20 protein-coding genes are annotated in these 21791 nt (G+C 61.9%); 11 read left to right on the top strand and 9 right to left on the bottom strand.

Translation table 11 applies throughout. The annotated features are described in order from the left end of the window. Positions 1 to 33: 33 nt before the first annotated feature. The 5 genes from ACPQ6D_RS16325 to ACPQ6D_RS16305 all read left to right on the top strand — a co-directional run bounded on the left by ACPQ6D_RS16325 (position 34) and on the right by ACPQ6D_RS16305 (position 3402). Positions 34 to 219, top strand: a complete 186-nt coding sequence (locus tag ACPQ6D_RS16325; protein ID WP_423225413.1) for a hypothetical protein — start codon at positions 34 to 36, stop codon at positions 217 to 219. 26 nt (positions 220 to 245) lie between these two features. Next, positions 246 to 401 carry a hypothetical protein gene (locus ACPQ6D_RS16320; RefSeq protein ID WP_423225412.1) on the top strand — a complete coding sequence of 52 codons (156 nt, stop codon included), beginning with the start codon at positions 246 to 248 and terminating at the stop codon, positions 399 to 401. Between the two features lie 145 nt (positions 402 to 546). After that, entirely contained in the window at positions 547 to 879 is a 333-nt protein-coding gene (locus ACPQ6D_RS16315) for a hypothetical protein (protein WP_423225411.1), read from the top strand. A 40-nt stretch (positions 880 to 919) separates the two neighbouring features. After that, positions 920 to 2200, top strand: coding sequence for a glycosyltransferase (locus ACPQ6D_RS16310; protein ID WP_423225410.1), 1281 nt, complete (start codon positions 920 to 922; stop codon positions 2198 to 2200). A 221-nt stretch (positions 2201 to 2421) separates the two neighbouring features. Further along, on the top strand, positions 2422 to 3402 hold the full coding sequence (locus tag ACPQ6D_RS16305; protein WP_423225409.1) for a LysM peptidoglycan-binding domain-containing protein: 981 nt from the start codon (positions 2422 to 2424) through the stop codon (positions 3400 to 3402). Positions 3403 to 3531: 129 nt separating this feature from the next. Here the strand turns inward: ACPQ6D_RS16305 and ACPQ6D_RS16300 are convergent, their stop codons facing one another. The 4 genes from ACPQ6D_RS16300 to ACPQ6D_RS16285 all read right to left on the bottom strand — a co-directional run bounded on the left by ACPQ6D_RS16300 (position 3532) and on the right by ACPQ6D_RS16285 (position 7073). Next, a complete protein-coding gene (locus ACPQ6D_RS16300) occupies positions 3532 to 4413 on the bottom strand; it encodes an HpcH/HpaI aldolase/citrate lyase family protein (protein WP_423225408.1) in 882 nt (293 codons plus the stop codon). Between the two features lie 13 nt (positions 4414 to 4426). Then, complete coding sequence (locus ACPQ6D_RS16295; protein ID WP_423225407.1) at positions 4427 to 5038, bottom strand: NADPH-dependent F420 reductase; 612 nt, start codon at positions 5036 to 5038, stop codon at positions 4427 to 4429. 101 nt (positions 5039 to 5139) lie between these two features. Further along, positions 5140 to 5592 (bottom strand): MaoC family dehydratase, encoded by a 453-nt coding sequence (locus tag ACPQ6D_RS16290; RefSeq protein ID WP_423225406.1) that lies wholly within the window; start codon positions 5590 to 5592, stop codon positions 5140 to 5142. A gap of 53 nt (positions 5593 to 5645) precedes the next feature. After that, positions 5646 to 7073, bottom strand: coding sequence for a UDP-glucose dehydrogenase family protein (locus ACPQ6D_RS16285; protein WP_423225405.1), 1428 nt, complete (start codon positions 7071 to 7073; stop codon positions 5646 to 5648). Between the two features lie 287 nt (positions 7074 to 7360). Between ACPQ6D_RS16285 and hutH the strand changes: the two genes are divergently transcribed. Continuing rightward, the gene (hutH, locus tag ACPQ6D_RS16280) at positions 7361 to 9007 is read left to right on the top strand and encodes a histidine ammonia-lyase (RefSeq protein ID WP_423225404.1); all 1647 of its coding nucleotides are present in this window, start codon (positions 7361 to 7363) and stop codon (positions 9005 to 9007) included. A 100-nt stretch (positions 9008 to 9107) separates the two neighbouring features. On the opposite strand, the gene ACPQ6D_RS16275 is transcribed toward hutH, so the two are convergent. The 4 genes from ACPQ6D_RS16275 to ACPQ6D_RS16260 form a co-directional block, all read right to left on the bottom strand. Beyond that, complete coding sequence (locus ACPQ6D_RS16275; RefSeq protein ID WP_423225403.1) at positions 9108 to 10982, bottom strand: ABC transporter ATP-binding protein; 1875 nt, start codon at positions 10980 to 10982, stop codon at positions 9108 to 9110. A gap of 150 nt (positions 10983 to 11132) precedes the next feature. Further along, positions 11133 to 12044 carry a dihydrodipicolinate synthase family protein gene (locus tag ACPQ6D_RS16270; protein WP_423225402.1) on the bottom strand — a complete coding sequence of 304 codons (912 nt, stop codon included), beginning with the start codon at positions 12042 to 12044 and terminating at the stop codon, positions 11133 to 11135. Between the two features lie 118 nt (positions 12045 to 12162). Next, entirely contained in the window at positions 12163 to 13326 is a 1164-nt protein-coding gene (gene hemW, locus ACPQ6D_RS16265; RefSeq protein WP_423225401.1) for a radical SAM family heme chaperone HemW, read from the bottom strand. Further along, positions 13323 to 14012, bottom strand: a complete 690-nt coding sequence (locus ACPQ6D_RS16260; protein ID WP_423225400.1) for an FHA domain-containing protein — start codon at positions 14010 to 14012, stop codon at positions 13323 to 13325. The genes hemW and ACPQ6D_RS16260 overlap by 4 nt, the downstream gene beginning before the upstream one ends. A 65-nt stretch (positions 14013 to 14077) precedes the next feature. On the opposite strand from ACPQ6D_RS16260, the gene ACPQ6D_RS16255 reads away from it, so the two are divergent. Beyond that, positions 14078 to 15067 carry a serine/threonine-protein kinase gene (locus ACPQ6D_RS16255; RefSeq protein WP_423225399.1) on the top strand — a complete coding sequence of 330 codons (990 nt, stop codon included), beginning with the start codon at positions 14078 to 14080 and terminating at the stop codon, positions 15065 to 15067. Positions 15068 to 15150: 83 nt separating this feature from the next. Here ACPQ6D_RS16255 and metG read toward each other — a convergent pair whose 3' ends face one another. Then, positions 15151 to 16896 carry a methionine--tRNA ligase gene (gene metG, locus ACPQ6D_RS16250; RefSeq protein WP_423225398.1) on the bottom strand — a complete coding sequence of 582 codons (1746 nt, stop codon included), beginning with the start codon at positions 16894 to 16896 and terminating at the stop codon, positions 15151 to 15153. 226 nt (positions 16897 to 17122) lie between these two features. Here metG and ACPQ6D_RS16245 point away from each other — a divergent pair, with 226 nt between their 5' ends. From ACPQ6D_RS16245 to ACPQ6D_RS16230, 4 genes are all read left to right on the top strand, one after another. Beyond that, the gene (locus ACPQ6D_RS16245; RefSeq protein ID WP_423225397.1) at positions 17123 to 17890 is read left to right on the top strand and encodes an SIR2 family NAD-dependent protein deacylase; all 768 of its coding nucleotides are present in this window, start codon (positions 17123 to 17125) and stop codon (positions 17888 to 17890) included. Positions 17891 to 17965: 75 nt separating this feature from the next. Next, positions 17966 to 18181 carry a hypothetical protein gene (locus ACPQ6D_RS16240; RefSeq protein WP_423225396.1) on the top strand — a complete coding sequence of 72 codons (216 nt, stop codon included), beginning with the start codon at positions 17966 to 17968 and terminating at the stop codon, positions 18179 to 18181. Between the two features lie 397 nt (positions 18182 to 18578). Continuing rightward, positions 18579 to 20108, top strand: a complete 1530-nt coding sequence (locus ACPQ6D_RS16235) for a B12-binding domain-containing radical SAM protein (RefSeq protein WP_423225395.1) — start codon at positions 18579 to 18581, stop codon at positions 20106 to 20108. Between the two features lie 181 nt (positions 20109 to 20289). After that, a complete protein-coding gene (locus ACPQ6D_RS16230) occupies positions 20290 to 21681 on the top strand; it encodes a B12-binding domain-containing radical SAM protein (protein WP_423225394.1) in 1392 nt (463 codons plus the stop codon). Positions 21682 to 21791: the final 110 nt, after the last annotated feature.

Genomic DNA, 21791 nt, shown 5'->3' with positions numbered 1-21791 from the left:
CTGCCCGATTTCGCTGCTCGCCTAGAGCGGTTTGTGCAACGTGAGTTTGACGTGGCCCTGGGCAAGGATGTGGAAGCAGAGGGCGCTGCGTTGCGCGCGCTGCACATCTTCCTGCGCGAAGTGGACAAGACAAGACCAGCACTGGTGCGGCCTGCAAAAGGCGGCTACCAACGACGGCAACATCGTGTGGGTGTGCGCCGAAAATACTCGGTTCCATAGTACAAGTTGGCCGGGAGTTTTAGAACATGCAGAAGGCACAATCAGGGAGCAATTGGTTCTTTGTCGATGAATCTGGGGATCCGACATTTTACGATCGCACCGGCAATCTGATCGTCGGCCAAGAAGGCTGCTCACCGATCCTGGTGCTTGGATTCAATACAACGAAAATCACCCCACTGTAGCTAGGTCCGGTTACCGGACGCACGGCTTGGAGCCGGCTTTCACTAGCAGTGGAGTGACTTATCTGTTCTGATTATATCATGTGCCTGTTCCACAGGCAATACCGATGCAAACGAAAAACGCCCATACCAACAGGAGTAGACAATCATGCCAAAACCGAAACTCACACCTGAGATCAAACTGCAGGCCGACGCCATCGTGGCCCGCTTCAACGTCGAGCGACTGCGGGGCCAACCCGGGGCGCATTACGTGACCAATTACCGCGGCGTTCACCTGTACCTGGGGCGCCAACATGGCGACCAGTTTGAGCCGATTTGCCGGCTGACTTATGCGGGCGACATGAACCACTGGGATTTCGCCATCTACAAGTACAGCAGCGGGCGTTACGATCCGGAGGAGTGGTTCTTCCCCGGCGCGGAAGAAGTGGATGGCGCCATCGAGGGCGCCATGCGTGCGGGCCTAAAGGCATATCCCTCATGACCGCTTGTGACGCCCCTCATACCAACGCGAGGTGTTGTTTATGCGCATTGCCATAATGGCGCCAGGAAGTCGCGGGGATGTTGAACCGTATGTGGCTTTGGGCAAGGGTTTGCAAAAGGCCGGCCATGGGGTGCGCTTGGTGACCCATCAAAACTTCGACACGCTGGTCAATGCGCATGGCTTGGAGTTTTGGCCCATCGAAGGCAATGTGCAGGATATTGCGCAAAGCACTGAAATGCGTGAGCTGCTGGAAAAAGGGAACTTTCTTGCCATCATGTCGCTGATGGCAAAAGAAGCCCAACGCGGCGCGCTTGCTTTGGCAGAGGGCGGTCTCGCAGCGTGTCAAGGCATGGATCTGGTGCTTGCAGGCATAGGCGGCCTGTTCGTTGGCCTTTCCCTGGCCGAGAAGCTGCGTCTTCCGTTTCTGCAGGCCTATTACATCCCCTTCACGCCCACACAAGCCTATCCCAGTTTTCTGTTTCCCAGGCTCCCATCGTGGCTCGGAGGCGCGCTGAATCGCGTGTCTTATCATCTTGCCCGACAGATCATGTGGCAAGGGTTTCGGTCGGCCGATAGGCTGGCGCGAGAGAAAGTGCTTGGTTTGCCCGCGGCGCCGTTTTGGGGACCGTACAAGACCGACCGCCTGCGCCAGAACCCAATTCTCTATGGATTCAGCCAATTTGTCATCCCCCCGGCTTCTGATTGGGACCCGGATACACATGTCACCGGTTACTGGTTTTTGGATCCGGCCGCCGATTGGACCCCGCCCCCAGCCCTGACGGCGTTTCTGCAGGCTGGTTCCCCGCCGGTCTATGTCGGGTTTGGGAGCATGAGCAGTCGAAAACCAGAAGAGACTGCGGATCTCGTTTTGCAGGCGCTGGCGCGAACGCAACAGCGGGCTATCATCCTCTCTGGCTGGAGCGGTTTACACAAGGCCGATTTGCCGGACTCCGTTTTGATGCTGGACTCGGTCCCCTTTTCCTGGCTTTTCCCACGCGTCGCGGCCGTCGTCCATCACGGAGGCGCGGGAACGACAGCCTACGGTCTCAGGGCCGGGATTCCTTCCGTGGTGATTCCCTTCTTTGCTGATCAGCCCTTTTGGGGGCAGCGCGTCGCAGACTTAGGGGTTGGGCCAGAACCTATTCCACGGAAAAAACTGACAGTTGAACGACTTGCGCAAGCCATTCAGAGGGCTGTGACAGATCAAACGATGCGTCAGCGCGCAGCCAATCTGGGGGCAAAAATCCAAGCTGAAGATGGGATCGCACGCGCCGTGGCCGTCGTCCAGCAGCTCGAGACACGCGGGGCTGCCTACCGTTGAGCGATTGATGTCGTCTTGCCTTTGACAAATGTGGATTACGGGCGTATCATACCTTGCGCGCTCAGGATTGCGGAGGCGCACCGGATGCCCCGCAGGTCAGCTTCTTCCTCAAACCATCGCGTACGCCGACCTCATCCAATCTTCGCCCGCGGTCATGCGTCAGGGCTTGTGCCTCTGAGTTGCACAGTAAAATTGGTCAAAGACCAGGAGAAAAAGAGAGTATGGGAGTTTTCCAATCACAAAAAACGGTTCCCGTCCATGTGGCGGATTTGGCGCCTGTTGCGCAGGCCGTCGCCAATCATTTTCAGGCCAAGGGCTTTGAGGTCCAGACCCAGAGCAGCGACAAAGGCTGGCATATCAGCATCAGCAAGGCCGACACCTTCAAGGTGGTGATGGGCACCAAGACCGCGCTCAATGTGGAATTGGCGCCCAAGGGCGATGGCACCGATGTCAGCGCGGGCATTGGGGTTTTTGGGCAGCATGGCGGCGGCTTGGGCGGCGTTCTGGCTGGCCCCTTGATGCTGACGCAGTTGTGGGGCATGGTGCAGCAGTCCAAGCTCGATGACGAGGCGATGGCTGTGGCAGAAAAGGCCCTGCAAGACGTCAAGGCCGCGGCCGACGAGGCTGAGCGCGCCGCGGCCGCAAGGGTCGCCGCCGAAAAGGCCGCCGCCGAGCGCGCGGCCGCCGATAAAGCCGCGGCGGAGCGCGCGGCTGCGGCCAAGGCTGCGGTTGAGAAAGCATTTGCTGAGCGTGCGGCTGCTGAAAAGGCGGCCGCCGACAAGGCTGCGGCTGAGCGCGCCGCCGCGGCACAGACAGCCGCTGACATGGAAGCTCGCCGGCGTGAGGCCGAAGCTGAAGCGGCCGCGAAGGCGCAGGCCGCAGCCGCCGCGGCCAAGGCCGCGCTAGAAGCAGAAGCTGCAGCCCGAGCCGCTGGAGCGCAAACTGAGGCCGAAAAGGCCAAGGCTGCCGCGGCTGCCCAAGCCCGCGAAGCGCTGGGCGCTGAACCCCAGCAGCCCGGGACCCGCGGCGTCCTGGGCGGCAGCGAGCGCATCTACGTGGTGGTGGCCGGCGATAGTCTCTTCAAGATCGCCGCGCATTTCTACGGCAACGGCAACCGCTGGCCGGAGCTGTTCGAGGCCAACAAGGATCAGATCAAGAACCCGCGCCTCATTCGCCCGGGACAAAAGCTGCGGATTCCCTAACCCGGACAAGCCGATACCGAACACGACGATCTCGGCCACGAATTACACGAATTACACGAATTGATCCTTCTGCCTTCGGACAATTCGTGTAATTCGTGGCAGGCAAATCCTTGCTTTGTGCGCCAGAAGTCAACTGGTAAGGCTCCGCTGCGCGGCCGCGCGCGCCAGGACGTGCTCTGCGGCGCGGATCAGCGGCATGTCCACCATTTTGCCTTCATAGGCAAACGCGCCGGCGCCCGCGGCCTGCTGCTGGACATAAGCCTCGATCAGGCGTTGGGCCTGGGCGACAGCCTCGGCCGTCGGCGTGAACGCGGCGTTGATCACTTCGACCTGGCGCGGGTGAATCGCCATCTTGCCGGTGTACCCCATCTGCATAGCGCGCTCACATTCCCGGCGCAAGCCCTCCACGTCCGCCAAATCCACGAAGACAGTGTCAATGGCCTGCCGGCGATAGGCGGCAGCAGCCGTCACCACGGCGCTGCGAGCATAGAAGACTTCCCAGCCTTCCGTCGTGCGCGTCGCGCCGATGTCGCCGGCCAGGTCTTCAGCCCCGAACATCAGCCCATCGACGCGGTCATCCGCGGCCGCAATCTCACGCACGTTCATAACGCCCATCGCGGTCTCGACGATAACAAGCAGACGCACCGCGCCCGCCGCCCACGCATGCGCCTGTTCGGCTGACGCCAGGGCCTGGCTGATCCACTGCACCTGCGCCGCGGACTCGACTTTGGGTATCACCAGGCCGTCAGGCTGGCCGGCCACCACTGCCTCCAGGTCAGCCGTCTCTAGCCCAGAGCCGATCGGGTTGATGCGCACGAGGCGCTCGCGGCCGCCAAAGTCCAGCGTGCGCATGGCTTCCACCACGGCGGCCCGCGCCTCCGCCTTGCGGCTGAACGCCACGCCATCTTCCAAGTCCATGATGATGCTATCGGTTGGCAAGTGCGTCGCTTTTTCGATTTTGCGCAGACTGTCGCCGGGCATGAACAAGAGGGAACGTCGGACGCGGGTCATGCGGCCTCCTGCCTTAGTCGGTGAGCACCTTGAAGGCCAGGTGGCGCCCCATGCGCTGACCGTTGGCCAGGGCAAACCACAGGCCGGTCACCATGTCCACCAACGACGCCTGCGCGATGTCGCCGACGCGAATGGGGCGCAGCCCCGCGTCTGCGATCAACTGCTCAACGGCCGCCTGCGCGTCGCCCCCTGCGCCGCAGTAGAATAGATCAGCCTGTTGATCGCCAAAGCGAGGGTTGACAAAGTTCTCCCAACCCATGGTGTTGAAGGCTCGAAACACCGTGGCGCCAGGCGCCTGGGATGCGAAGATGGCCGCGCTGTTCATGGCCGGCGCGCCCATGCGGTTGGCGGAATCAATCACAATTTTGCCGTTCAAGGCCGCGGCATGGGCGCGAATGGTCGCCTCCATCGCGCCGCCAGGAATGGCGAAGACCACCACCTCGCCGAAGGCAATGGCCTCCGCCAGCGTCGCAACCGATGCCTGCGCGCCCAATCCGCTGACTAACGCCTGCGCCTCGGGCTTTGTCACGTCACGTACGCCGAACTGAACCGTATGACCAGCCTGCGCCCACCGCTTGCCCAGCGTACCGCCGATATGCCCGGCGCCTAGAACTCCAACTTTCATATTCCCTCACCTTTCATGTCATTTGCTTAGGCTCCTGCGCCCGGCGTCAGCCTGCGCAGGGTTGATCATCATTGCCGCAACTTCGGCCGCCTGCGACCTTTTCAGGCCGGTCGTTTCAGGAAAAGCACCGTCCGTTCCAATTCAATCACCACGGCGCCGGTTTGGTTCTTGCCCACATGACGCAACCGCACCAGGCCGCGATCGGGCTTAGAGGCAGAATCGCGCATCTCCAACACTTCCGTCTCCACGTAGATGGTGTCGCCATGAAAGACGGGGCGCGGATGTGTCACCCGCTCATACGATAAGTTCGCCACAATGGTGCCCTCGGTCAATTCAGACACGGTCAGGCCAACCACCAGGCCCATCGTGAAGATGCCGTTGACAATCCGCTGCCCAAACGACGTGCGGCTGGCAAAATCCTCATTCAGGTGCAGCGGCTGGGGATTCATCGTCAGGGCGCTGAAAAGCACGTTGTCCATTTCTGTCACTGTGCGCCCCAGGCTGTGCTGGATGCGCGTGCCCACGGTCAAATCGTCGAAGTATTTGCCTGGCATATATCTTCCTCTCTGTTCATCCAGCCAGGATGTGTGTCCGCATTGCCAGTCCCCTACTCTTCATCCCCGTCTTCGTTCTCAGCCTCGGGCAAGGAGGCAGGGGCATTGGGCCGCAGCACCGGCGAGCCAACCGCCAGGTAGGTATAACCGCGGGCGACCAATTCAGCAAAATCAGAAATCATGCGCCGGCCGTCAATGATCAGGTAGGGCGGGCGGCACGTATGTTCGATGTCGTTAGAAATGCCGCGAAACTCCTCCCAGTCGGTAGAGATGAAGAGGGCGTCGCTGCCTTCCATGGCTACGTGCGCGCTGCTGTGATAGCTGATCTTTTCGAACAAGTGGTTGCGCCGCGGGTCGAAGTGGTGCTGCGCTTCTTCGGTGGCAAGCGGGTCATAAGCGCGAATGGCCTTGACGCCCAATGCCAGCAGGCCATCCACTACTTTGAGTGCAGAGGAGTCACGAATGTCATTGGTGTGCTTCTTGAATGCCAGCCCCAGCAAGGCCACGGTCTTGTGGTTGAAGCTGAAGTGCGCTTCATGCACGGCGCGATCAACCAGGTAGCTCTTTTGATATTCGTTGATCTGGTAGACGGCCCGCAGCAGATCCGTGGACCGGCCGCGACGGCTCAACTGGTAGGTCAGCGACTGGATGTCCTTCCCAAAACAACTGCCGCCCGCGCCGTTGCTGACATACGATCCCCATTTGCTGATGCGCTCGTCCGCGGTCACGCCGAGCTTGAGCTGCGCCATGTCAATGTTGTCGAACGTTTCCGCCAGCCGCGCGCCAACCCCGTTCCAGAAGGAGACGTAGGTCAGGAGCAGCGTATTGGCGACATACTTGATGGCCTCGGCTGTCTCCGGGGTAGTTTCGATGTAGCGAATGCGCACATGGTTGACGAACTGCGGGTAGACATGGCGCAGCATGGTGAAATCTTCGCTGGTATCTGCGCCGACAACCACGCGATCGGGCTTGCGCGAGCGCTCGACCGCATTGCCTTCGGGTAGAAACTCTGGATTGGAAGCAACGCCGAAGTTGGGCACGTGATGCTCCTGCAGCACCTTCTGCAGCTTGCGCGCCGTGCCCACGGGCACCGTGCTCTTGTTCACCAGCACCACCCGGCGCTGATCCTGGCGGTTGGCCAGCAGCTCGCCCAATTGATGGACCGCTTTCAGATAGTAGCTCAAGTCGGTGGCGCCGCTGCGCAGCGGCGGCGTGGGCAGACACAAGAAGATGACCTGGGTGCCTTCGAGGATCGGTTCGACCTCTGAGACAAAGAACAGATGGTGATTCAGATTCTCGGTGACTACATCGGCCAGCTCTGGCTCGTTGACGTAACGCTCGATGCGCTGTCGGTCGCCGCTCTGATAGGCCGCGATGCGTGTCTGGTCAATGTCATAGGCATAAACCAGATGTCCAAATTCAGAACACACGGCCGCATGGGTAAGGCCAACAAAGCCGGTGCCAACAACTAGGATTTTCATGCAGACACTTCCCTCTTGCTGGGTTGTTGGGATAGGTAGGGGGCGGCGTCATGATACCTGAAAACGCGGCGCATGGCAACTTGCTGCCTGAGTTGCAAGTTGAAAACAGGCCGTTCGGTTCACATGGGGTCAGGTGTGGTAAAATGAAGTAACTCTCAACGGTTTTTTTTGACCACAGAGATCGCAAAGAGCACAAAAAGCACAGATTCTTCATGTTCTCTGTGTTCTTTGCGTTCCTTGTGGTCAAAGGCGCGCTGAATCTGGCATTAAGGAGGCTCTCACCTGCCATGACTGCTGGCATGTTCGAACTAGTGCTCGACGGACAATCGCTTACGATTGCGCACGTGGTGCAGGCGGCGCGCGCGGCGCCAGGAATGCTGCGTCTGCGCCTGAGCGATGCGGCGCAGGAGCGTATTCAACGCGCGCACGCCGCGGTGGAGACGATTGTGGCGCAGGCGCAAATCGTCTACGGCATCACCACCGGCTTTGGCGCGTTCAAAAGCATTTTGATTTCGCCGGAACAGACAACCCAACTGCAGCGCAACATCCTGATGAGCCACGCCGTCGGCGTGGGCGCGCCGTTTGCGACCGATGTGGTGCGCGCGATGATGCTCATCCGCGCCAACACGTTGGCCCTGGGATATTCTGGCATCCGCTCGGAGGTCATCGGCCTGCTGCTGCGCATGTTGGAGCGCGGCGTGCATCCGGTGGTGCCGCGCCAAGGCTCACTCGGCGCGTCCGGCGACCTGGCGCCGCTGGCGCACGTTGGCCTGGTGCTGATTGGCCTGGGCGACGCGGAGGTGCAGGGCCGCATCATGCCCGGCGCCGCCGCGCTGGCCCAGGTAGGCCTGGCGCCGGTGATCTTGCAAGCCAAGGAGGGCCTGGCCTTGACCAATGGCACCAGCCTGATGGCCGCGCTCGGCTGCCTGGCCGTAGCCGAGGCTGAGAATGCGGCGCGCGTGGCCGATATGGCTGGCTGCCTGTCATTGGAAGCCCTGCATGGCACGGTTCGCGCCTTCGATGCGCGTATTCACGCCGCGCGGCCGCATCCCCGCCAGATGGAATGCGCTGCGCGCTTGCGCGGCCTGCTGGCCGGTTCCGAGTTCACGCGCGATCACCATCCCGCGTCTGCACCCGCCGCGACTACGGCTCCATCTGCGGATTTCGTGCCGCCGCACCGGCACACGCCGATTGATCCGCAGGATGCCTACACCCTGCGCTGCATTCCGCAGGTGCATGGCGCGTGCGAAGATGCCATCAAGTACGCGCGCTGGGTGGTGGAGATTGAGTTGAACAGCGCCACGGATAACCCGCTGATCTTCGTGGATGAGGCGACGGGCGCGGTGGATGTCATCTCTGGGGGCAATTTCCACGGCGAGCCGCTGGCGATCGCGTTTGATTACCTGGGCCTGGCGCTAACCGAACTAGGCAACATGTCGGAGCGCCGCCTGAGCCGCCTGCTGGATGCGGACAGCAACGGGCATGTGCTGCCCCCCTTCTTGACCCTCGACGGCGGTCTGAACAGCGGCTTCATGCTGGTGCAGTACACGGCGGCCGCCCTGTGCAGCGAGAACAAAGCCCTGGTGCATCCGGCCAGCGCGGACACGATTCCGACCTCGGCCAATGTCGAAGATCACGTCAGCAACGGGCCGATTGGCGGGCGCCAGGCGCGGCGCATCGTGCGCAATCTGGAGTCTATCCTGGCGATGGAATTGTTGGCCGCGGCCCAAGGCATTGACTTTCGCCGCCGCGTGCTGGGGCCAACCACGGCCCTGGGCCGCGGCACTGCGCCCGTTTATGCCTTGTTGCGCCAACACGTGCCCTTCGTCGCCGCCGACATGGTGATGTATCCGCTGATCGAGGCCGCCCGCCAACTCGTCATCAGCGGCGCGGTGGCCGCGGCGGCCGACATGAGCGCAAGCGGATCGAAATAGGCTCTGTGAGCAAGAAAATCTCACACAAAGACACAAAGCCGCCCAGGAGTCAAGAGCAACTTCGTGTCTTGGTGTCTTTGTGTGAGCCATCGGGCTATTTTCAGGCCAGGCCGGAGAGGAAATTGAACGAGCGCCGCCGCGGCGCGACGACCGGCTCCTCATGACCATCCGCGGGCAGCGCTGCAACCGGCGACTCGTCGAGCTTGAACTGCATGCGGTAGAGGCGCGCGTACAAGCCATCCAGCTTCATCAATTCGTCGTGCGTGCCAAGCTCCACCAGGCGTCCCTCTTCCAGGACGGCAATCCGATCCGCGTTCTGAATCGTCGAGAGTCGGTGCGCAATGACGACGCTCGTACGGCCGCGCATCAAGTGTTCCAACGCCTCCTGCACCAGCCCCTCGCTCTCGCTGTCCAGCGATGAGGTCGCCTCATCCAGCAGGAGGATGCGCGGGTCTTTGAGAATCGCACGCGCAATGGCGATGCGCTGGCGCTGTCCGCCGCTCAACTTGACGCCCCGTTCGCCGACCACGGTGTCATAGCCGTTGGGCAGCTGCGTGATGAAGTCGTGCGCGTTCGCGGCGCGGGCGGCTTCGATCATCTCGGCCTCGCTTGCTTCCAGGCGGCCGTAGAGGATGTTTTCACGCACAGCGCCGCCAAACAGCAGCGTCTCCTGCGGCACAATGGCGATCTGATCGCGCAGGCTCTTGACCTGCACGCCGCGGATGTCCTGCCCATCCACGCACAGGCGGCCGTCCGTGGGATCATAGAAGCGCGGAATCAGGTTGACCAGCGTGGTCTTGCCCGCGCCGCTCGGGCCAACCAACGCCAACACCTCGCCGGGGCGCACATCCAGCTGGATATCGTTGAGAATGGCCGTGCTGGGATTATCCTTGTAGGCAAAGGAGACCCCGTCGAACGTGATGCGCCCTACGACCGAGGGCAGCGGCGCCGCGCCCGGCGCGTCGGCAATTTCCGGCTCCGCGTCCAGGATCTCAAACAGGCGCTTGCTGGCGCCCAGCGCCTCTTGCAGGCTGGTCCACAGGCCGCTGAACTGGCCGATGGAGCCGGCAATGGTCAGCGTCAGGATGAGGAACATCAGGAGTTGCCCGGCGGTTAAGCGGCCGGCCAGCACCTCGTGCCCGCCAAACCAAAAAACCGAGACGACCGCCGCAAAACCCATGAACGACGCCAGGGGGCCGAACAACGAACTCAGGCGGATGCGCTTGAAGGCCAGGACCAGCGTTTGCTGGATGCTGTGCCGAAAGCGCCCGACTTCGTAGGCTTCGCGCGTGAACGATTGCACCACGCGCACGCCGCCGATGGCCTCTTCCAACACCGTGGTCGCGTCGGCCAGTTGATCTTGCACGGCCATGGAGAGCTTGCGCAGGCGCCGGCCGAAGAGGATGGCGACGATCATCACGAACGGAATAAGGGCCAGCATGAAGAGCGTCAGACGCCAATTCGTCACGATAATCAGAATGAACGCGCCCACAAAGGTCAGCGCCTGTGACAGCGCCGTGGAGATGTCTGCCGTCACGACGCTGCGCACCGTGGTGACGTCGTTGGTCAAACGGCTGACCAGTTCACCGGTGCGACGTTCGTTGAAGAAGCTGAGCGACAGGCGCTGCAGATGCTCAAACAGCGTCACGCGCATGTCGGCCAGAACCCGTTCGCCGATCGTGGCGAGCAGGTAGCCGCGCACGAAGTAGACGACGCTCTGCAGGGCGAAGATGCCGATCAGGATCAGGGTGATGCGATTGAGCAGCGCGGCATCGTTGCGACTGAAGACCGCGTCAATCAGGAATTGTAGGGCATACGGTCCGGCCAGGGACAGAATGCTGCCAAGAACCACGGCCACCAACATCACCGCCAGGCGCGCACGGTAAGGTTGCACAAACGCAAACAAACGGCGGAACTGGCTCATGCCGCTCAGCGGATTGACGCGGGGAGAACGTTCTTGCTTGATCTGAGTCATAAGACCTCTTCTGGTAGGTCACGCCTCCGGCGTGACGTGCGTCGTCACACTGGAGATATGACCCACGCGGAACTGCGTAGGTCCGGCCTCCTGGCCGGACGATGTTGTGGCACGACGGGAGTCGTCACACCGGAGATGTGACCTACATCGCTACAGCGCCCCGACCAACTCGTTTGTCCAGGTCGCAACCTGCTGGCGCTCGCTGTCGTTGAGATTGCGCAGCGGCAAACGCGCGGGCCCGCCCACTTGACCGCGTGCGGCCAGGCCGGCCTTCCAGCCGGCGATGCCGTGACGGCCGACGGTTTCGCTGACGCGGCGCAGCAGCTCGCCGGCGCGACGCACGGCGGCGATGTCGCCGGCGCGGGCCGCTTGCACCAGAGTGGCCGCGGCTTCGGGCAGCACATTCGCCGCCGCCAGAATCACACCATCCACCAGACCGGTCAACAAAAAGCCGGGCGCGGCGTGCGCCGAACCGCCGAGGATGATGAAGTCGTGGTCGGCCGCGGCCTCCCGGTAGAGGCCGGCTACCTGCGGATCGCCGCCGCTGTTCTTCATGCCAATGATATTTGGGTGCTCAACCAGGGCGGCCACCGCCTCCGCGGGCAGGGTCACGTTGATGATGGGCGGCACGCTGTAGAGCATGATCGGGATGGGGCTGGCGTCGGCCACCGCGCGGTAGTGATTGACCAGGTTGGCCGCGTTCATGGCCTTCTGGTAGTAGCTGGGCGTCACCACCAGGGCGACATCGGCCCCAGCGCGGCCAGCCTGCTTCGTCTCTTCGATAGTTTGCCGCGTGCCAGAGAGGCCAGTCCCCGCGATCATGATCCGGTCGGCCGCTATGTGCTGCCGCCCCACATCGAGCACCAACGCGCGCTCGAACTCACTCAGGTGGACCTGCTCGCCGGTGGAGCCAAGCAGGAGGATGCCGTCGAGGCCGCGGGCCAACATCCACGCCGCGTTACGGCCCAAGGCGACATGATCCACGTCGTCCGCGGCGGTGAAGGGGGTGATGAGGGCCACAAACGCGCCGGCCAGGCGCTCTTTCAACATTTGATTATCCATGTCGTCTCCTAAACCAAATGGCTCACACAAAGACGCCAAAACACCAAGATGTTTTCTCGTTTTTCTTGGTGTCTTTGTGTGAGTTCTCTTTCTCGCTGCACCAGACCTTTTGCCCGGGTCAACCTGGCAAGAAACGGGCAAAGACCTGGTTGCCAATCAAGACGGCGGCCGGGGTCAGCCGCACACAGTCTGGTGTGACTTCGATCAACCCCCGCGCCCTCAACTCCGCCACGATGTCAGGATATGCCTCGGCGACATCCAGGCCAAAACGAGTCCGAAATGCTGCGCGGTTGACCCCTTCGTCCAGCAGACGCAGCCCCACCATCATGGTCTCGCCCCTGGCGAGCGCGGGCGTGGCTTGTTCCTCCCAATCAAGCACCGGCTGGCCGGCGTTGACGCGGCGAATGTACTCGGCCGGGCTGCGCAGGTTAGACCAGCGGCGGCCCTGCTCGCCCGAAAATGCGCCAGGCCCAAAGCCCAAGTAATCGCGGTTGCGCCAATAGGTCAAATTGTGCTGGCTCTGAAAGTTGTCGCCCGTGGGATGGCGTCGCGCCCAGTTGGAAATCTCATACTGCTGATAGCCCGCAGCCGCCAGGCGCGCCTGCGCCATCTCGTACAGGTCGGCCGCCAGGTCTTCATCGGGCGCGGGCACCCGTCCGCTGCGGACCCAGTCCGCCAGGGGCGTCTCATCCTCCACGATCAGGCTGTAGAGGGATAGATGCTCTGGCGCCAACGCCAGCGCGCGCTGCAAGGTTCGTTCCCAGGTGGCCGGCTGCTGCTGCGGCAGGCCAAAGATGAAATCCAGGCTGATGTTGCGGAAGCCGGCCGCGCGCGCGCTAGAGAAGGCGATTTCCGCATCGTCTGCGCTATGGATGCGGCCCAGGAAAGCCAGCTCGTCGGCGTCGAAGCTCTGCACACCCATGCTCAGGCGATTGACCCCCAGGCTGACCAGGTCGGCAAAGCGCGGCCGATCCACCGTGCCAGGATTGGCCTCGCTGGTGATCTCAGCGCCCGGCAGAATCGAAAATGCCTGCGCGCAGGCGTCGAGCAGGCGCGCCAGCTGCGCTGCGCTGAGCACCGTCGGCGTACCGCCGCCCAGGAAGATCGTGTGCACGGGCGGGCGCGCACGCGCGGCGCCGGCGGCCATGATCTCGCGGGCCAGGGCCAGGCTCAACGGCTCGAAGAGCGCCTGCAGCCCGGCGTAGGTGTTGAAATCGCAATAGGGGCACTTGCGCGCGCAAAAGGGGATGTGGAGGTAGAGACTGAGCGGCGCTGTGGTCATGGCTTGACGTTAGCCGGACGCAGTTGGTCGCTGGCTGCTTCCCGGTTTTGGAAGCGGAAGCCATGTCCGCGCACCGTGAGCACGTAGGCGTGTCCTGGATCGAGTTCAGCCAGGCGCTCGCGCAAGCGGCGCACCAGCGCGTCAATGGCTTGTTCCGAGATGCCCTCTTCGGCATCTTCCGGCCAGACATAATGAATCACTTCCTCGCGGCTGACGACGCCGCCGGCCGCTTGCAGCAGCAGCTCCAAAAGCCGATATTGGGGCAGGGACAGCGGGGGATTGAGCGAGCGTTCGCCCACCAACACCTGACGCGTATCCGGTTCCAGGTGCAGCACCGGTGCAAGGGGCGGTTGGTCGAACACGAGGGGCGCGGTCTGTTCCGCATCCACAAAGGCCAGCTTGAAGCGCAGGGCAATCTGGATTTCATCGCCATCCTGCAACGGGGTGACGCCTTCCAGGTCGCGGCCGTTAAGATGCGTGCTGTTCTTGCTGCCCAAATCCTCTACCATGAACCGATCACCCTCGCGAAAGACGCGCGCGTGACGCCGCGATACCTGGCGATCATCCAGGAAGATGTCACAGTCAGGGCTGCGGCCAATCACCAGCTCCGGTTGGTCAAGCGGATAGCTGCGCCCGGTCTGGTTACCGCGCTGGAGAATGAGCATCGCGTTTTCACGGTTCGGCATAGCAATGGTATACTCCGTGCAGTCAAGTACACGTGAAAGTCGGGCTGTCACCCCGACGACGATCTATGAGCAAAACACTCGCAAACGGTACGATTCTCTACAGCCGCTACAAAGTGATCGAATTGGTCGGGCAAGGCGGCATGGGCGCGGTGTACAAAGCCGAAGACATGCGCTTGAAGGGCCGCTTGTGCGCGGTCAAGGAAGTGGTGCCAGATCAAGGCGACGACCTCTTTGAGCAAGCCTCCGAGCAGTTCTACCGCGAAGCCAGCACCCTGGCCAGCCTCGATCATCCCAATCTACCCAAAGTCTCTGACTATTTTACCACACGCGGCCGCGAATACCTGGTGATGGATTTCGTGCCTGGTCGCGACCTGCACGACCTGGTCAAGGAAGCCCGCCGCCAGGACCGTTTTCTCAGCGAAGAGCAGGTGCTTGGCTGGATGGGCCAATTGCTCGATGCCCTGGAGCACCTGCACAGCCAGGATCCGCCGGTCTTGCACCGTGACATCAAACCGTCCAACATCAAGCTGACGCCGCGCGGCGCGATCAAGCTGGTGGATTTTGGCCTGGTCAAGCTGCTCCTGGCCGATGACAGCCGCACGGTGACGGTCGTGCAGGGACGGGGCACGGTGCAGTACACGCCGTTGGAACAGTACGGCGGCGACACGGGCTACACCGACGTGCGTTCGGATATCTACGCCATCGGCGCCACCCTCTACCACCTGCTAACCGGTCAGCCGCCCGCGGATGCCAAGCAGCGATTCCTCAAGCCGGGCAGCCTGGTGCCGGTGCGCAGTCTCAACCCGGCCGTGTCTACCACCACCGAACAAGCGATCATGCGCTGCATGGCGATGCATCCCAACGACCGGCCACCTTCGGTAGCCGAAGTGCGCCGCGCCCTGTTCGACCCCGTCTTTCACTCGACTATTCTGCGCACCGATTCCCTGGCCGCGTGGGAGCAGGCGGTGCAGGCGAACAGTTGGCTGATCGGCGCCGCGCTTGGCCTGGCCGCGGTGGCCCTGGTTGTCACCCTGCTGGCGCCAGTTTTGCCTTGACCTGAGAATAGGCCGCAGATGAACACGGATCGCGGCGGATTGCTTGTTCTGACCTATGACTGTGCGCAGCGCGCGTGGGCCGCTTACATCCCAGTTTCACTTGCCACCACGCTCTCGTCGAGCTTCTTGTACAGCGGCGCCGGTTCGCGCAAGGGCTGCCCCACCGGCAGGCTACCTGGTTCCCAGCGCCCGCTGGCGGCGCTGGCGTCGTAACGCAGCACCTGGTGCGCGCCGCGAGCGTCGGTAATGGTTTCGGTGACCTGGCGGCCAAACAACTGCCCGTCATAGCCCAGGTACTCGTGCACCAACTGCGACGTGTGCGGCAGCACGGGGCTGTAGAGCGTCTTCAGCCAGTCAATCGCCTGCAAGGCCACGTAGACGCTGGTCGCCGCGCCCTGGGCATCGGTCTTGATGGCTTTCCACGGCTCTTTGTCGTTGAGATAGCGGTTGACCTCCTGTGACAGACGCTGCGTTTCGGCCAGCGCAGCTTTGAATTTACATGCCGCGTACAGGTGGCTCACCGACTCGAAGCCGCCGCGCACCGTGGCGAGCAGCGCTTCATCGTTGGCATCCAGGGCCGCAGGCGCCGGCACGCGCTGCTCGAAGCGCTTGTAGGCAAAACCGAGCATACGGTTGACCAGGTTGCCCCAGTTGGCCAGCAGCTCGTTGTTGACCTTGGCCACGAACTCTTCCCAGGTAAAATCACTGTCATTGGTCTCCGGCGCCATCGCGGTCAGCACATAGCGCCACGGATCAGGATCATAACGCTCCAGCACATCGAGAATGGCGATGACGCGCCCGCGGCTCTTGCTGAACTTGCTGCCCGACATTGTCAGGTACTCGTTCGCCGGCACATCGTACGGCGTCCCCAAACCACCGTAGCCCAGCAGCATGGCCGGCCAGATGATCGTGTGAAAGGGGATGTTGTCCTTGCCGATGAAATTGTAGATGCGCACATCCGCGTCCGCGTCCCACCAAGCGCGCCAGGCTTCGGGCTGCCCGCTGATCTGCGCCCATTCCTTCGTCGCAGACAGATAGCCGATCACCGCATCGTACCAGACGTAAATGCGCTTGTCGTCGAACCCTGGCGCCGGAATCGTCACGCCCCAATCAATATCGCGCGTGATCGGCCGGCCGCGCAGCTCATGGCTCTCGATCTGCGCCTTGCTGAAGTTGAAGACGCTCGCGCGCCAGTGGGCCTTACGCCCATCGTTGATCCAGGCCTCCAGCGCGGGGTTGAGCTGCGCCAGGTCCAGGAAGAAGTGCTCGGTATCGCGCGCCTCTAGGTCGGTGCTGCCGCTGATCTTGCTGCGCGGATTCTGCAGCTCCGTTGCGTCATAGGTGCTGCCGCAGTTGTCGCACTGATCGCCGCGCGCCTCCGTGTACCCGCACACCGGACAGGTGCCTTCCACATAACGATCCGGCAGCCAGCGCTGGTCGGTCAGGCTGTAAATCTGCTTCTGCGTGTCCCGGTAAATGTACCCTTTGTGCAGATGAGTCAGGAACATGTCCTGGGTCACGGCCCAATGATTGGCTGTGTCGGTGTGGGTAAACAGGTCGAACGTCAATCCGAGCTTGAGATAGCTTTGGATCATCAGGGGATGGAAGCGTTCGACGATCTCCGTCGGCGTTACCTTCTCCTGGTCTGCGCGCACGGTAATAGGCGTCCCATGCGTGTCGGAGCCAGAGACCATGAGGACGTTGTTGCCCCGCAGGCGATGATAGCGCGCGAAGATGTCCGGCGGCAGGTAGGCGCCGGCAATGTGCCCGATATGTTGCAGCCCGTTGACGTAGGGCCAGGCGACGCAGACAAGAATGTTCTCAGCCATGGTTGCACCAGTGATTGGCTCACGGACGGGTGCGCAGGCGCGCCCCATCCGCAGCAGGTTAATTCAAAGCGATTTGTTCCGGGGCCAATTTTACCACAGGGCCGCGGGTTGCTCAATAAACCGTCTCAGAGTAAAATAGTCAACACATGCGCCAGCCAAGACAGGCTGGGATGGTTCTCGAAGTTTAGCGGCTCAGGCGTTGCTTGCCCGACAGTTGGACCACACGATGCACACAATCTCACTGGCTATTCCCCTGGGGTTGATCCACGCGCTGCGCACCGCCCAACATGTGGCGGTGTTGACCGGCGCTGGCGTTTCGGCTGAAAGCGGCGTGCCCACCTTTCGCGAAGCGCAGACCGGCCTTTGGAGCCAATACAACCCCGAAGATCTGGCGACGCCGGAGGCTTTTCGGCGCCAACCCGCAGTTGTGTGGCAGTGGTACGACTGGCGCCGCCGCCTGGTGGCCGCGGCCGAGCCGAACGCGGCGCATCGTGCGCTGGCCGCGCTGGAGATGCTGGTGCCGCGGCTGACGCTCATCACGCAGAACGTGGACGGCCTGCACCAACGCGCCGGCAGCACCGATGTGATTGAGCTGCACGGCAATCTACAGCGCGTCGTTTGTTCGCGTGATCACCAGGTTGTGACCTCGTGGGCGGAGACGGAGGATGTGCCCCCACGCTGCCCACAGTGCCAGGCCCTGCTGCGGCCAGATGTCGTTTGGTTTGGCGAGAGCCTGCCCCAACGGGCGCTGCAGGCGGCGCTGGATGCCGCGCGCGATTGTGATGTTTTTCTGAGCGTTGGCACATCGGCCGTGGTGCAGCCCGCAGCCTCCCTGCCTTACGAGGCCCTGGAGCACGGAGCAATCACGGTCGAAGTGAACCCCTCTGCAACGGCTTTGACAGAACATGCCACTTATGTCTTGCCAGGGCCAGCCGGTCAGGTGTTGCCGGCACTGCTGCACGCCGCCTGGCATGAGCCAGGCATTGCACCCTGAGCCAACACCGATTTTCCCCCATCATTGCGTGTCGGGCGGCCAACCCGACGCGATTCAAGGAGGACAAAAGGATTTATGAGCAAAAAAGTTGCTGTGTGGGCGGCTTCGATGGTTGCCGGCCTGATAGCTGCCTACCTGATCATTGCCGTGCTGGGAATTCCGGCCGAGCGTTTCGGCGCCGGATTCCTGATCGGCACTACCTTCTTCATCGGCCTGCTCTTCCTTATCCCCATGGATCACTTCATCCATGCCGGGATCATCGGCGACCCCACCCCACGCAAGCAGAAGTAAAATCAAAGTTGCCAACTCGCCACGGGTTGGCAACTTTGTTCTCAGGTATCCCTCTCCTGATCCAGTTTGCGACGCCCGCTTGGCGCCGTGAAGCCGCTTGGCTGAATTTTTCTGATACTCATTGACTTTATTGCCAACTTGACAACGATCAACAAAACTCCTATCATAGGCGCTCCTTTGTCTGGCTTCATTTGCCGACTCACTTTGCCGATTCCCTATGCTGACTCCCTAACCCCGATAATCTGGCGCCAAATTGCTCACGCAAAGGTGCAGCACCGCCAATGAAGAAATGCCTTTGCGGACTTTGTATGATTCTTCTTGCTTTTGGATGCAAGAAGTCCACTGGTGATTGCGCAACGGCCCTGGCCAATACCCGTTTGAGGCGGAGAGAAGCGACATGCTTGATGTCTTATTAGCCCATTCCTATTTTCTCAAATACGACGCAAAGCAGGTTGAGAAAATGCGACCTTACCCGCCGTTGGCGACCTTGTACGCGGCCAGTTATCTACGCAGCGTGGGCTATTCCGTGGCGCTGTTTGACGCCATGCTGGCCGAGGGTGAGCACGAATTCGAGGCTGTCTTCGCCGCGCACCAGCCGCGTTTCGTGGTTTTGTATGAAGACAACTTCAACTTTCTCAGCAAGATGTGCCTCACGCGCATGCGCGAGGCGGCTTGCCACATGAGCCAAACCGCGCATGCGCGCGGCGCCACCGTCATCGCTTCCGGGTCCGACGTCACCGATCACCCGGAGATCTATCTGCGTCATGGCACGCAGGTCGTCATGGTTGGCGAGCCAGACCACACGTTGCGCGAACTGCTCGATGCGCTGAGTGGCCGGCGACCGGCGCCGCTGGATCAAATCGCGGGCCTGGTTCTGCCCGACGCGCATGCGCCAGGGGGATTGCTGCGCACGGCCAAACGCGACCCTGAGCGCGTGCCCGACCAGTTTCCGTTTCCAGCCTGGGATTTGCTCGACGTCGAGCGTTACCGGGCGGCCTGGACACAGGCGCACGGTTTTTTCAGTCTCAACATGGTCAGCACCCGCGGCTGCCCTTTTCACTGCAACTGGTGCGCGAAGCCCATTTGGGGCCAGCGTTACGCCATGCGCTCGCCGGCCAACGTGGCGTCCGAGATGGCCTGGATCAAACAGCACCTGCGCCCAGACCACCTCTGGTTTGCGGACGACATCTTCGGCCTGCGGCCAGCCTGGGTGGCCGAGTTGGGGCGTGAGGTGGCGGCCCGCGACGCCGCCATTCCCTTCATGATTCAATCGCGCGTCGACCTGATGACCGACGATGCCGTCGCCGGGCTGAAGCAGGCCGGCTGCGTGGAGGTGTGGATGGGGGCCGAGAGCGGCAGCCAGAAGGTGCTCGATGCGATGGATAAGGGCACGCAAGTCGCCCAAATCAAGCTCGCGCGCGCGCGCCTGAAGCAGGCCGGCATCAAGGCTTGCTTCTTCATCCAGTTCGGCTACCCAGGCGAAACCTTCGACGACATTATGGCGACAGTGCAATTGGTGCGCGAAACGCTGCCCGATAACATCGGCGTCAGCGTCAGCTACCCCCTGCCTGGCACCAAGTTTCATGAGATGGTCAAGGAGCAGTTGGGAGAGAAGACCAATTGGGTGGACAGCAACGACCTGGCAATGATGTTTCAAGGCTCCTATCAGTCGCCATTCTATCGTAAGCTGCACCGGGTGCTGCACCGCGATCTGGAGGTGCGCCAGCGCCTGGCGCGCCAAAACACGAACGGTCATGGCCCTGGCGTTGTTCCTGATGCCGATCTGTTATCAGTGCTTGACCACCTGAGCCATGAATGGATGGAACTGGGACGCCTGGAAGTGCTGCACCGCAGCGAAAGGCCGACGATGATCGTCAAACCGTACGGCGCGCCGGCCGCCCCTGACACCAGCCGCGATTGGAATTGAACCCGCTGGCGGGTCTAAGGCTGCCGGAGGCTAGAAGCCGCCCGGTTACGAGGTGGAAGCCCCGATGGGCTGGAGGGCCTTGCACCCCGTAGCCCGATCCGTTCTACGGTCGGGCGGAGTTGCGGAATAGGCCCGGAGGTTAGGCGGGTAATACATCAAAGGAGCTGCGTACACCATCAAGATGGCTGACCTACTACTGACTCACGGCTACTTCCTGTGGGAAGACGAAAAAGAGCGCCAAATTATGAAGCCCTACCCCACCCTGGGGCTTCTGTACAACTCGGCTTACCTCCGCCGGGCCGGCTTTGCTGTCGAGATTTTTGACACCACCTTCAGCAGCAAAGCAGACCTGGCGGCGCGCCTGGCGCAGACTCCTGGCGGCGTGCTGGGCATCTACACCAACTTGATTACGCGCGGCAACGTGGTCTGGATCATCGGCGAGGCCAAGCGTCACGGGTGGACGGTCATCTGCGGCGGGCCGGAAGCGGCCAACTATACGCGCGAGTATATCGCCCATGGCGCGGATGTAGTGGTGATTGGCGAAGGCGAGGCGACGTTGGCCGAGCTGCTGCCGACCCTGGCGCAGCGTGGGCTGCACCGATTGCATGGGATTCCCGGCGTCGTGTTTCGGGACGAGGAGGGCGCCATCATTCGCAACGCAGAGCGCGAACAGATTGCCGACATTGACAGCCTGCCCTGGCCCGATCGCGAGCAGATCAATCTTCCTCAGTATGTGGATGTCTGGCGCACGCACCACGGCATGGGCAGCGTCAATCTGATCACCGCGCGCGGCTGCCCGTACAAGTGCAAATGGTGTTCACATGCGGTCTTTGGCTATTCGCACCGCCGCCGCAGTTACCTCGACTGCGCGGCCGAGGTGCAGCACATCGTAGATGCCTATCAACCCGACCAGGTCTGGTACGCCGACGATGTGTTTACGATCAATCACCGTTGGCTATATGAGTACGCTGCGGAGCTGAAGCGCCGCGGACTGCGCCTGCCGTTTGAAACCATTTCTCGCGCCGATCGCCTGATGAAGGATGATGTGCTGGCAACGCTGGCTGACATGGGCTGCTATCGCATTTGGATCGGCTCTGAGAGCGGCAGCCAGCGCATCCTGGACGCGATGCAGCGCGGAGTGACGGTGGAGCAGGTGCAGTGGGCCACGCACGCGGCGCAGCGGCATGGCATCGAGGTGGGCATGTTCTTGATGTGGGGCTATGACGGCGAGCAGATCGAGGACATCGAAGCCACGATTGAGCATGTGAAGAAAGCCAACCCCAACATCTTCTTCACCACGGTGGCTTACCCGATCAAAAACACGCCGTACTATGAAACCATCAAAGACACGCTGCACCTTGATCGGGATTGGGTGGAGGCCACCGACCGCGATTACGTGGTGCGCGGGCGGCACACGCGTCAGTATTACCGCTTTGCCGATCAGTGGCTGCGCAACGAGGTTGCGGCTCATCGTTTGAACGGCCAGGATGCCGGCGAAGCCTTGCGCCTGCAGACCCTGGCGCAGGATGCGCGCCGCAGCCTGCTGGCCGTGGCGGATGAACAAGAAGGCTGACTAAAGCGAAAAACGCTGAATGATGAATGATGAGTCGGCAGTGCACAGTACCAAGTGCAAAACGCAAAGGGGACAACGCTGAACGCTGAAGACCAAACGGCGATCTTGGA

This window comes from Candidatus Amarolinea aalborgensis (assembly GCF_900491745.1).
GTDB lineage: Bacteria > Chloroflexota > Anaerolineae > SSC4 > Amarolineaceae > Amarolinea > Amarolinea aalborgensis.
This window is presented reverse-complemented; position numbering and strand designations above follow the sequence as displayed.